Here is a 12096-nt window from a genome sequence, read left to right as displayed (position 1 = left end):
ATCCATATTTTTTTGGTTTACCGGAAGCATTAACTTGGGGGGTTTTTAATAAAAGTATCTATGTCACAAGAGTTTACCTTTCACCGGCGGCCGAGGCGAAACCGGAAAAGTGAAGCCGTACGGAGCCTGGTAGAAGAAACACGCGTCACCACCGACGACCTCATCTTCCCCCTTTTCCTGCTGGACGGCAAAAATCAAAAGACCGAAGTGGCCTCCATGCCCGGCATTTTCAGGCGGTCTGTCGATTTAATGTTGAAAGAAATAGAGGAATGTTTGAAGATTGGTATACGGGCCTTCGACGTTTTCCCCGCCGTGGAAGACCAGTGGAAAGACAAGGAAGCCACCCGAAGTTATGACCCTGATTTCTTTTATCTGAAAGCCCTCCGCGAAATAAAAAAACAATTCCCCGAAGCATGCATCATGACCGATGTGGCCATGGACCCCTATAGCTCCGATGGTCACGATGGATTGGTGCGCGATGGCAAGATCCTGAACGACGAAACCCTCGACATCCTGGGCAAGATGGCCCTGGCCCAAGCCGACACCGGCATCGACATTTTGGGTCCCTCCGATATGATGGACGGACGCGTAGGCTACATCCGGAACCTGCTGGACAAAAACGGCTACACCGATGTGTCCATCATGAGCTACACGGCAAAGTATGCCAGTGGATTCTACAATCCGTTTCGCGATGCCCTGGACTCTGCGCCCAAGTTCGGCGATAAAAAAACATACCAGATGAACCCCGCCAACCGCCGCGAGGCCCTCATCGAAGCCCGGTTGGACGAAGATGAAGGCGCCGACTTTTTGATGGTGAAGCCGGCCTTGGCCTACCTCGATATTATCAGACTGTTAAGAGACAACACGGCTTTGCCCATCACCGCCTACAACGTGAGCGGTGAGTACAGCATGGTGAAGGCTGCCGCACAGAAGGGATGGTTGGATGGAGAACGGGTGATGAAGGAAACCCTGCTGAGCATCAAACGCGCCGGCGCCGATGTGATCCTGACCTATTTCGCAAAAGAATTTGCACAATCCCTGAAACACTAAAACCCGCATGCGCATGCTGCGACGTATACTCCTGGTTCTCGGTTTTCTGACAGCGACGCTCGCCGGAAGGTCACAAGCCTTGCTGTTGACCGAAGGAGGACACGTGCCCGTGAAAAGCAACATGCTCTACTGGCGCGACGAAACAGGTCAGCTCACCCTCGGGGATATCGAGACCAAGACCTTGCAACCCGTGGCCGGAAATGAATCGCCGGGATTCGGGTTCGATCGTGCCGTGTATTGGTTTAGGATGGACGTTGAGAATGTGTCGAAGGCAGAGAACTGGCTCGTCGAAATAAACTACTCGCCACTCGACCGTGTCGATCTCTTTTCACAAACCGATTCTGCCGGCGCGTGGACACAGCGCACCGCGGGCGATTTCTTTCCCGTAACCTCCTATCGTCACCCGGTCTTCCCGGTAAAGGTACCCGCACACGAAAAGCGCTCGTTCTACCTGCGCGTGCAGACCACGTCGTCGGTGCAGGTTCCCGTGGTGTTTTGGGACCAGGGAGCTTTCGTTGAAGCTTCGAACAACATCCAGATCGTGAACGGATTGTTCTACGGCGCCATGTTCATCATGACGCTCTACCAGTTGTTCTTGTTCCTTTCCATCCGCGACCGGATCACACTCTATTATGTGCTCACCTTGGTGGCCATGACCAACGTGGTGGCGTTCTTTCAGGGCTACAACTATCTTTATATCCATCCCCATCAACCGATCTTCAACGATTACTTCGCCATCCTCACGGGACCGGTGTTCATCCTGTTTTCCACACTGCTCACGCGCGCTTTTTTGAAGCTGCGTCATTTCAGTCGCTGGCTGGACGGCCTGTTGTTGGCCAACATGACGTTGGATGTGGGTGTGGCCGTGGCAATGCTCATTTTCTTCCGGGAGATCTCCTATAAGTATCATCACTATTTTATGCTGAGCCATTGCCTGTTGGCGTTGTCTTCGGCGGGCTATTGTTTGTCGAGAAATTATCGACCCGCGCGCTACTATCTCATCGCCTGGGTGTCGCCACTGTTGGCGGCGGCGTTGTTCACACTGAGCAACCTGGGCTATATTTCCGGTAACCTCAGCACCAACTATGGCGCCCTCATGATCGGCTGTGTGCTGCAAACCCTTTTCATTTCGTTCGCCTTGGGCGACCGTTGGAGCACGCTGGAGAAAGAAAACCACGATGCCAAAGAATTGGAGCTACGACGCGAGCAAAGCGAAAAAGAACGCCTCGAAGAAGAAGTGCGTCTGCGCACCGACGAGATCCACCAACAGAACCTGCAACTCGAAGAAGTGAACAATGTGAAGGACAAACTTTTCTCCGTGGTGTCGCACGACATCCGCGGGCCGTTAAGTTCGCTGCACCTTGCCCTCACGCTTGCCAAGTCAGGAACGCTGAGCAACGACGAGTTCCAAAAGATCACGACCGGTTTGGAAACCCGCCTGGCACAAACCACGGAGTTTATCGACAACCTTCTGCAATGGGCCAAACTGCAGATGAAGGGAGAGAAATACGAACCCGATCGCCTCAACCTCACCGACCTTGCCCAGGAGACGGTGCGCCTGCTGGAGTCTGAGTGTCGCGACAAAAAAATTACCCTGAAGAACACGTTGCAAGGCGAGCTGGATGCCTACGCGGATCTGAACATGATCCGTTCGGTGCTGCGCAACCTCCTGACAAACGCCATAAAATTCACCCGCGCCGAAGGCACCGTCACCCTCAGCGCCTACCGCGTCGACACCAAGATCATCATCTCCGTGGCCGACACCGGTGTGGGCATCCCCGCCCGCAACCGCGAGCGGCTGTTCACCATCGGCAGCATTACCACGCAGGGCACGCGACAGGAGAAGGGCACCGGCCTGGGTTTGTTGTTGTGTAAGGAGTTTATCGAGAAGCACGGTGGCAAGATCTGGTTCGAGAGCGAAGACGGTAAGGGCACCACCTTCTATTTTTCGCTGTCCCAATTCGTGGAAAATTATAATGCAGCAAAAGCACAACGCTGATTTCGCGTAAACTTTTTTCATCTTTGAAAGAATAGCCCGTATTTCGTATTGCCTATTTTCATCACCATGCCCTACCGCATCGACCTGTTTGCTGTTTTTATTTTTCTCGGTATCGTGCAAGGCATCTTCCTGTCGTTCTTCTTTCTGTCGAAAGAAAACCGGCAAATACAGGCCAACCTGTTTCATGGCATGTTGCTGCTGGCCATGGTGGGTTGCACGCTTGAGATCTTCCTGATGTATACGGGCTACATCGTGCACTGTCTTTTCCTGGTCGATTTCTCGGAGCCTCTGGGCATGGCCGTCGGGCCGTTGTTCTATTTGTTGTTGTTGAGCTACGTGAAGGGTGGCGTCTCCAAAAAACAATACGGGCACCTGGTCTTCCCCGTAGTCTATTTCTTTTTGGAATTGCCCTTCCTGCTCCAACCCGACGATGTAAAGTACAACGCCTACATCTGGGCCTATCACCCCGAGCTGCCCATGCGCGATGTGACGGCCGTGTATGACGCCCGCCTGTTTTGGGTGACCGACCACGCCACCGAAACGATCTTGATCAGCCTCGCGTTGTACGCCATCTTAAGCGTGATCGTTGTGACGCGGGCTTACCGCCAGAAGAAAGAATCGTTCTGGAAACCGGTGCACCCGGTGTTGAGAAATCTGCGGGAACCCATCGTGCAAATGATCACAGCGTCGGTGATCGTACTGGTCGTGAAGCTCACCAACGTGGCCGATACGGGCGATCATCTCTTTGCCGTCTATGTGTCCATCGTCATTTATTTTACCAGCTTTCGCGTGATCCGTCGTTCCGGATTTTTCAAACACGCATCACTCGCAGAAGCGCCCAAATACAAAAGCTCAACACTTTCGCCAGACGTACAAAATGCGCTTGTCGAAAAATTAAAACTGCTGATGGCCGAACAAAAACCTTTTTTGCAAGCCGACTTTTCCCTGCCCGAACTGGCCCACCAATTGGGATCGACCGTGCATGTTGTGTCGCAGGTCATCAATGAACGATTAGGGAAAAACTTCTTCGAGATGGCCGCCGAGTACCGGGTGGAGGAAGCCAAGCGTTTGCTGCGCGAACAACCTAACATTAAAGTGGAGGAGATCGCTGAGCAAGTTGGCTACAATTCAAAATCGTCTTTCAATACCGTGTTTAAGAAATACACCGGCACGACGCCCTCAAGATTCAGGGCAGAAAAATCATAACGTAAAATTTTATAAGGCAACCCCGCACTCAATCGAATAACCCGGGAGGTTTCGTAGCCGGAGGTGCAAGCTTCAAATGTTTGTACGCCCTGTCGGCAGCTTCACGCCCGCGTGATGTGCGTTTCAAATAGCCCTCCTGGATCAGGAATGGCTCGTATACTTCTTCGATGGTTTCAGCTTCTTCACCCACCGCAGTAGCGATGGTGGTAAGTCCCACCGGACCACCTTTGAATTTTTCGATGATGGTGAGCAAAATGCGATTGTCCATTTCGTCGAGGCCGTTCTCGTCCACGTCGAGTGCTTTCAAGGCCAGTTGTGCGATGGGCATGGTGATCATGCCGTCGCCTTTGATCTGGGCGAAGTCGCGTGTGCGGCGCAAGAGGTTGTTGGCGATGCGGGGTGTGCCCCGGCTGCGGCGCGCGATCTCGAAAGCGGCATCTTCGGCAAGCGGAGTTTGGAGGATGGTGGCCGAACGTTTCACGATCGATGTGAGCAGGGTCGCATCATAATATTCTAACCGGGCATTGATACCGAAACGCGCCCTTAGCGGCGACGTGAGCAACCCGGCCCGCGTGGTGGCGCCGATGAGTGTGAATGGATTCAGTCCGATCTGTACCGACCGTGCATTGGGCCCGGAGTCCAGCATGATGTCGATGCGAAAATCTTCCATCGCCGAATACAAATATTCTTCTACGATGGGGTTGAGGCGGTGGATCTCGTCGATGAACAAAACATCGTGAGGCTCCAGGTTGGTGAGCAACCCGGCCAGGTCGCTGGGCTTATCCAGCACGGGGCCGGAGGTGATCTTGATGCTGGATTCCAACTCGTTGGCGATGATGTGCGACAACGTGGTCTTGCCCAGCCCGGGAGGGCCGTGCAACAAAACGTGGTCCAGCGATTCGCCCCGTTGTTTGGCGGCCTGCACAAAGATCTTGATGTTGTCCACCACCTTTTGCTGACCGGCAAAATCATGGAAGGAAAGCGGACGCAGCGCCTTCTCGATCTCTTTTTCGGCAGCTCCCTGCCCCTCGTTGTCGCCTTTGAGATAATCTTCCCGCATGGCTGAAAGTTAAAGAGTTATACGCGACACCCCGTCAATGTTGGAATAATTTTGTTCAAAGTGGGGTTATAGGAGGAGGGAATATCTAAATACAACAATGTTGCATTTAGATATTTTTTATACCTTGCAGCACTATTTCCTGATGGAACACCGACTTCAAAGAATACTCCCGTCTTTCCTGCTGGTCATTCTCATCGCCGGAACGGCTTTCCAACGAAAGGCCCCCGTTCCGCTCCGCATGGAAGGTGCGACGATGGGCACCACCTACCACATCACCTATTTCGACAAAAAGAAAAGGGATTTCAAAAAGTCCGTCGACTCCTTGTTGGTGGTCGTCAATCAATCCATCAACACCTACGATCCCCGCGCCGAAGTTTCCCTGTTCAACAAAAGCGCAAAGGGCGTTGCTATCCGGTTGCCCTATTTGTATCCACCCATAAAAAAAGCGCATGAGGTGTACACCGCCTCCCGGGGCGCTTTCGATCTAACGGTCATGCCATTGGTCAACGCCTGGGGCTTTGGCCCAGCAAAACCGATGCGACCCGATTCGAGCAAAATTGATTCGTTGAGAACTTTTGTGGGCTTCCAAAAGATCCGCTACACGACCGACAGTGTTGTGAAATCCGACCCACGCGTTCAACTTGATTTTGGTGGCATTGGCCAGGGGTATGGGGCCGATGTGATCGCCGGCTTCCTGGAATCGAAAGGCATTACGGATATGCTGGTTGAGTTAGGAGGAGAGGGCATGGCGGTGGGCCATAACCTGGCGAGTGGCAAGCCGTGGCAAGTGGGCATCATCGATCCGCGCTCCACCATCGATCACCAATTTTTCAAAGCCTATGTAACCGTGAAAGATCGCTCGTTCACCACCGCGGGCAACTACTTCAACTATTACGAGATCGACGGCAGAAAATATTCCCACACCATCGACCCCAAAACCGGTTTCCCTGCCCAGCGCGCGCTGCTGAGTGCCTCCGTATTTGCAGCCGACTGCATGACGGCCGACGCCTGGGACACCGCCTTCATGGTGATGGGTCACGAAAAAGCCATTGAGCTTCTGAAGCAACACCCCGAACTGGACGCCATCCTGATCTATTCACTCCCCGACGGCAAGCTGGAAACTTATGCCACGCCAGGCCTGAAGACGTCTGTTATCATCGAACCCTAAACGCATTTCATGATCTTAAAACTACTCGTCCTTTTTTTAACGCCTTTGTTGTCGGGTCTCCTCATCTACCTGGTGCCCAAAAGCAAGGGTGTGAACTATAAATTGTTGCTGGTGTTTTCGGGCTCTTACCTGTTCTCCATTACGGTCATTCACATCTTACCCGAGTTATACAAGAAGAGCGAAGCCCTGGAGCTCATTGGCTTGTTTGTGCTGGCCGGATTTTTTTTACAACATCTTTTGGAATATTTCACATCAGGAGTAGAACACGGTCACATCCACACCCCATCCCATCACTCGCATACCGGCCATCACCACCATGAGCACGAGCGCAATGTGTCGGCCCTGGTGTTGCTGACGGCCTTGTGCATCCACGCGTTTTTAGAAGGCGGCATGCTGGCACAGCCGGTGAACATGGGTCCTTTGTATGATGTGAATGCCGTTTTGTTGGGCATCGCCCTGCACCGCGCACCCGCTGCATTTGCCTTGATGACCGTGCTGGCCTTCCAACTGCGTTCTAAAAACAAGGCCCTACCACACCTCATCGGATTTTCACTTGCCGCACCCGCAGGATTGATCCTCAGCACCTACCTCGCCCGCCACGAAATTCTCAGCGCCACCGGCCTCATGTATCTCTACGCCCTGGTAAGCGGAAATTTCCTGCACATCTCCACCACCATCGTCGTAGAAAGCAGCCCCGAACACCACTTCAACGCCCGGAAAATGGCCGTAGTGATTTTAGGTGCCCTCCTCGCCATCGGCGCCGAATTCTTAATGTAAGAAACGCGAAGCGCTTTGTGCCTCGCCCGCCGAAGTTTCAGCGAAGGCGGGCGGTGCAAACTGAATTGAGGTGTAAACGGAATTTTAACGCTAACGATTTTCCTTCCTGCTCTTCCGTTCTGTAACTTGAACCCGTGATCAAAGCCATCCTCTCACGCGTAACAGACACCCTCCACGAACTCCCCGTGCTGGTCCTCATGCCCCACAGCCGCTGCAATTGCCGCTGCGTGATGTGCGACATCTGGAAAGCCAACCAACAAAAAAAAGAAATCACTACAGAAGAATTCTCCAGACACGTTGAATCGTTTCGCCAGCTGGGCGTGAAGTACATCGCGCTGTCGGGTGGCGAAGCCCTCATGCACACCAACCTCTGGCGCCTCTGCGAAATGATGCGATCCGCCGGCATGCACATCAGCCTGCTCTCCACCGGTATGACGTTGGAGCAACATGCAGTGAATGTGGTGAAGCACGTGGACGAAGTGATTGTCTCCCTGGACGGCCCGCCGCAAATTCACAATACGATTCGCAATATTTCTTCGGCGTATGAGAAGCTCTCACAAGGCGTTGCCGCATTGCAGAAATTGAAACCGGATTTTCGGATCACCGGAAGATGCGTGTTGCAAAAACTCAACTATCGTTACTTTCCCGACATCGTCCGCACGGCACAAACCCTCCAGTTACAACAAATTTCGTTTCTGGCCGCCGATGTCTCCACCTCCGCCTTCAACCGCGAGTCGCCGTGGACGGACGAGAAAGTGGTGCAGATCGAATTGAATGAAGCGGAAGCCCAGGAGTTTGAGTCGCTGCTGAAAGCATCGTTCCGAGAATTCGAGTCTGCCTATCAGAGCAAGTTTATCGCCGAAAGTCCGGCGAAGATGTTGGAGTTGGTGCAGTACTACAAAGCGATGCTGGGCAACGCATCATTTCCCGCAAGAAGATGCAACGCCCCCTGGGTGTCGGCGGTGATTGAATCGGACGGTGAGGTGCGGCCCTGTTTTTTTCATGCCTCGTATGGCAATCTCTTCACGTCTACATTTGACGCGATCCTAAATTCAGAAACCGCGAAGGCCTTTCGGCGAAAGCTGGATGTGAAGACCGACCCCATTTGCCAGCGATGTGTTTGCTCTTTGCACCGGGGTGTTTTGTCGTGATCAATTTTTTTTCTGAGATCAAACCTCAACAAGTCTCCACAATGGATTCTGTTCAAGAATTTTGGCGCCTGCCTTTTTTTCAATGCGTTTCTTTAATTCAGCAACCGGCACGTCGGTGCGCTTGACCTGGCCATCGATCGAAAAGGTGTTTTTGCAAAATTTCTGTTCGGAGGAAACGGAAGCGTCAACGCTACGGAGAACGCCATTCAGGATTGTTGCTCCAATGTCGGCAGGTGTAATGCAGAAGAGATTGTCCACATAATTTTCTTTCAGGGCCGGTGCCACGAAGAGATTTGCCGGTTGACGTGGCGCTAATAGAGGTCGTGGCATTTTTAGAATGGAGGCACCGCTGTCGGTGACCATGGCATAAATTTCGTTCCTGGTCGCTTCCGGGGTTTGTGCGGCCACCAGCATTTCATGCAGCAAGGTGGGCGACCCGGTCATCGTGGAATCTGTTCCAAGACCGATGAGGGCGAAATCTTTTAATTTTTTTATCGCAGCCGTTTTGTCGAACATGAAAAGGTTGGATGCCGGGCACCATACGATGGAAGCGTTCCGCGCTTTGATCAGGGTCAAGTCTGCATCGTGCAACGCGATGCCATGCACGAGCACCGTATTGGATTTGAGTACACCCAATGCATCCAGTTTTTTTATTTCCTCGAATGCGTCGGCGTCGGTTCCTTCGGCGGCGTGAATAATGAAAGGTGTTGAGGCGTCTTTTGGAAAATCACTTGTTATGTTTTTGCCAAACGCCAGCGAATGGGCCCACGTCATTTTTTTTACAACGTTCACTGGAAAAAGATCCTTTTCAAAAGTCCTGTCCCAGGGATTGTGATGGGCCACCGTGGTCACGCCACTGATGAGATTTTTTATTCCGCCCCACAAAAGCCGGTCTTGCTTGTCAACCTTTTCAATTTCCCTGACGGGCGACTGATCAGGTTTATAAATACTCCGCGACCAATCCACATAGCTGGCATGGGGAGGAGACCCCAGCCGTGGGTAGAGATTCATCTCCAGGTGATCGTGTGCATTGATCAACCCGGGATATACAAAGTGCCCGGAGAACTCCAGCACGATTTCACCTTTCTCGGGTGCGATCTGATCACTCACGGCATCGATCATTCCTCGTGCGATCCGAATATCGCCGGCCAGCATTTGATCGTTGATGTTCCAGCGAACGTTTTTTAGCAGGATCTCCATACGTCAATCCTTTCTCATTTTCCGGACGCGCATGCCGAAAACGACCGGCGTATTTTCGTGGTGGGGTTCTTCCAGCACATCAACGGCCATCCCATGCCGGGCAAAGCAGGAAAAATAGGATTGAAAGAGATGCAGATGATGGCGGATCTCATAGACACGGCCTGAGGATTTGTCGTGAAAGGTGCGGCGGGCGTGTTGCAGCGTGAGGAAGGGATGGAAGTCGGTGATCAGCAAGACACCCTCGGGGTGCAAGGCGTTCAATAAATTGTCCAACGCAGCATCCAGGTTTTCGATGTGACCCAACACCAGGCCGCAAACGATCACGTCGAAATGCTGCTTTCTCAATTTTACGATAGTGAGGTCATCACAAAGAAACTCCCCCGATGGACATTGCAACTGCGCCAACGTCACCATGGCCGGGGAAAGATCAATGCCCTGAACAAAAGCCGCACCCTGTTGCTGAGCCGCCACGCAAAATTTTCCGTTGCCACATCCCGCATCCAGAAATTTTTTGTCGTGGAGACCGGTCATGAATTTTCCGATGAATCGGTCGGAGGCATTTTTTATCGGGTTGGATTCTTCCGCATACGACACGGCCCACCGGTTATATCCTTCCAACGGCGAGAGTACCGCGCTCTCTTTTTTTCCGGACCACCACGCCATTACATGCCCTGGATTTCGGGTTGACGATAACGAAGCCAATATTTCATAAGCGCTTTCAATTCGTAAGGATGACTAAAGATATTCATGCGATAGCGCAAAGACGAAAATGCGTGTATCATTTTTCGTTGCAGATCCGAAAGCTTGTAGTCGCTCACCGTCGGATAGTGGGCGTGCATCACCGTTTCGAAGTCGTGAATGTAACGGATCATTTCGGGCGTGAGCCATGGCGTGAGGAACTCACGGTGGAGGTCGAAGTTGAGCCACTGGGGTTGCATCCACTCTTCCAGCGTTTCGGGAAATGTGAAACCCCGCGCCGCCGACTCGGCATACAAGGCCGATCCTTCCGTGGGCACCGGCGTGTAGACGTAGATGACGATCTCGGTTTCCGGATTGATGGTCTTGATCTCCTTAATAAAAGCTACCTCATCGTAGATCTGCTGCCAAACTTCCTGTTCGGTAGGCGCGGGCAGCCCCAGCACAAACGAATATTCCGGGATGATGCCGAATTGACTAATCCGTTTTGCAAAGGCCTTGATCTTTTCGCCGGTTTGTTTGCCACCCTTGTCCATGTCGTGCAGCAATTTGTTGTTGCCGCTCTCAGCACCAAAGAAGATCATGGTGCATCCGGAGTCGGCAATGGTGGCCAGCGACTCGTCGGTGAAGTAGTCCATCGTGTCGATCCTTCCCTCGGCCCACCACTTCATGTTTTCGGGCTTGATGAGCTTGGCAAATTCAACCGACCTTTTTTCGGAAACAAAGAAGTTGTTGTCGTGAAACTGGAAGGCGTTGCCGCCATAGGTTTCCTTGAGATGTTTCAGATCGCGATAAACCGCCTGCGCCGACTTGCCTTTCCACCGTGCGTCAAAGATGGGCACCACGCCGCAGAAAGAGCAGGTGAACGGGCACCCGATGCTGGAGTGGTAGGCGATCGTGCGCGATCCCAGGAAAGTCTTGCCCAGGTATCCCTCTATCGAATAAAAATCATTCAACCGCTCATAGGGCAATGCGGGCAGCGAATCCTGATCATAGAGTGCCGCCTTCTTGGTTTTGAACACTTCGCCATCTTTTAAATAGACCAGGTTCTCGATGTGCTCCAGTGATTGCCCGGCAGCCAGCGCGGTCAGGGCTGCGGGAAAGGCTTTGTCGCCCGGTCCATTCACCACGACATCGACCATCCCAGACCGGATCACGGTGCGGTGATGGTTCGAAGCAAAATAGCCGCCCCAGATAATGCAGATCTCCGGAAATTGGTTTCGGATGGTCTTTGTGAAGGGAATGGCTTGCTTCAACTGCGGGCCGGGCATGACAGTAGAAGCAAAAAATCCGAATTCGCCCGTCGCCAGGTAGCCGAGGATCTTTTTCAACGGATCGCGTTCCCGGTTGCCATCCACCACGGCATAGTCCACCACACCTTCCACAGCGGCGGCAATAGCCAGGATGGCGTTAGGAATGATCCTAAGCGTCTGACCTGCGCGGGGATTGAAAAACAATACTTTCTTCATAGGCAAAAAAGTGAATGAAGATAAGGATTATAAACGCATTTATGTGCTGTCCGGACCTTCCTGAAAACGTCAGGACGGTTGATTGGACGAAAAGGTTGGCTGGCTGTGAAAACAAAATGTGTAGAAAAAACCAAAACAGGTCGTTTTTTTTCAAGAGATTTTCGCTCCGTTCACTTTGATGATAAGCGTTACTTTTTTTGTGACACTGGGGCCGAGATTTGAGGGCACTAAATTGTCTGTCGCCTGGACTTATGGGAATAAAAATCCCAACGTCCCGTATAACATTCGCGCCACCATGCGCTATTCTTTTTGTGGACGTA

At 52.4% G+C, this 12096-nt stretch carries 10 protein-coding genes; 6 read left to right on the top strand and 4 right to left on the bottom strand.

What is annotated here, in order from left to right; all coding sequences use genetic code 11:
• The first annotated feature begins 60 nt into the window (after positions 1-60).
• The 3 genes from hemB (at position 61) to BUB30_RS12205 (ending at position 4255) form a co-directional block, all read left to right on the top strand.
• Entirely contained in the window at positions 61-1050 is a 990-nt protein-coding gene (hemB, locus tag BUB30_RS12215; RefSeq protein ID WP_073134013.1) for a porphobilinogen synthase, read from the top strand.
• Between the two features lie 13 nt (positions 1051-1063).
• Positions 1064-3049, top strand: coding sequence for a sensor histidine kinase (locus tag BUB30_RS12210; protein ID WP_178377084.1), 1986 nt, complete (start codon positions 1064-1066; stop codon positions 3047-3049).
• A 66-nt stretch (positions 3050-3115) separates the two neighbouring features.
• Positions 3116-4255: a helix-turn-helix domain-containing protein gene (locus BUB30_RS12205; RefSeq protein WP_143164877.1), complete on the top strand. Its 1140-nt coding sequence runs from the start codon at positions 3116-3118 to the stop codon at positions 4253-4255.
• Positions 4256-4283: 28 nt separating this feature from the next.
• On the opposite strand, the gene ruvB is transcribed toward BUB30_RS12205, so the two are convergent.
• Entirely contained in the window at positions 4284-5315 is a 1032-nt protein-coding gene (ruvB, locus tag BUB30_RS12200; RefSeq protein WP_073134007.1) for a Holliday junction branch migration DNA helicase RuvB, read from the bottom strand.
• Positions 5316-5412: 97 nt separating this feature from the next.
• Here ruvB and BUB30_RS12195 point away from each other — a divergent pair, with 97 nt between their 5' ends.
• The 3 genes from BUB30_RS12195 to BUB30_RS12185 all read left to right on the top strand — a co-directional run bounded on the left by BUB30_RS12195 (position 5413) and on the right by BUB30_RS12185 (position 8411).
• A complete protein-coding gene (locus BUB30_RS12195) occupies positions 5413-6483 on the top strand; it encodes an FAD:protein FMN transferase (protein ID WP_143164876.1) in 1071 nt (356 codons plus the stop codon).
• 9 nt (positions 6484-6492) lie between these two features.
• Entirely contained in the window at positions 6493-7260 is a 768-nt protein-coding gene (locus BUB30_RS12190; protein WP_073134003.1) for a ZIP family metal transporter, read from the top strand.
• Between the two features lie 134 nt (positions 7261-7394).
• Complete coding sequence (locus BUB30_RS12185; RefSeq protein ID WP_084138043.1) at positions 7395-8411, top strand: radical SAM protein; 1017 nt, start codon at positions 7395-7397, stop codon at positions 8409-8411.
• An 18-nt stretch (positions 8412-8429) separates the two neighbouring features.
• Here BUB30_RS12185 and BUB30_RS12180 read toward each other — a convergent pair whose 3' ends face one another.
• The 3 genes from BUB30_RS12180 to BUB30_RS12170 are packed head-to-tail and all read right to left on the bottom strand — an operon-like array spanning position 8430 to position 11776.
• Positions 8430-9611: an amidohydrolase family protein gene (locus BUB30_RS12180; RefSeq protein ID WP_073134001.1), complete on the bottom strand. Its 1182-nt coding sequence runs from the start codon at positions 9609-9611 to the stop codon at positions 8430-8432.
• Between the two features lie 3 nt (positions 9612-9614).
• Positions 9615-10274 carry a class I SAM-dependent methyltransferase gene (locus BUB30_RS12175; RefSeq protein WP_073133999.1) on the bottom strand — a complete coding sequence of 220 codons (660 nt, stop codon included), beginning with the start codon at positions 10272-10274 and terminating at the stop codon, positions 9615-9617.
• Positions 10274-11776, bottom strand: a complete 1503-nt coding sequence (locus BUB30_RS12170; protein WP_073133997.1) for a B12-binding domain-containing radical SAM protein — start codon at positions 11774-11776, stop codon at positions 10274-10276. The genes BUB30_RS12175 and BUB30_RS12170 overlap by 1 nt, the downstream gene beginning before the upstream one ends.
• Positions 11777-12096: the final 320 nt, after the last annotated feature.

The organism is Chryseolinea serpens (genome assembly GCF_900129725.1).
Lineage (GTDB): Bacteria > Bacteroidota > Bacteroidia > Cytophagales > Cyclobacteriaceae > Chryseolinea > Chryseolinea serpens.
The sequence above is the reverse complement of the archived record's forward strand: the minus strand, read 5'-3'. Positions and strand labels throughout refer to the sequence as shown.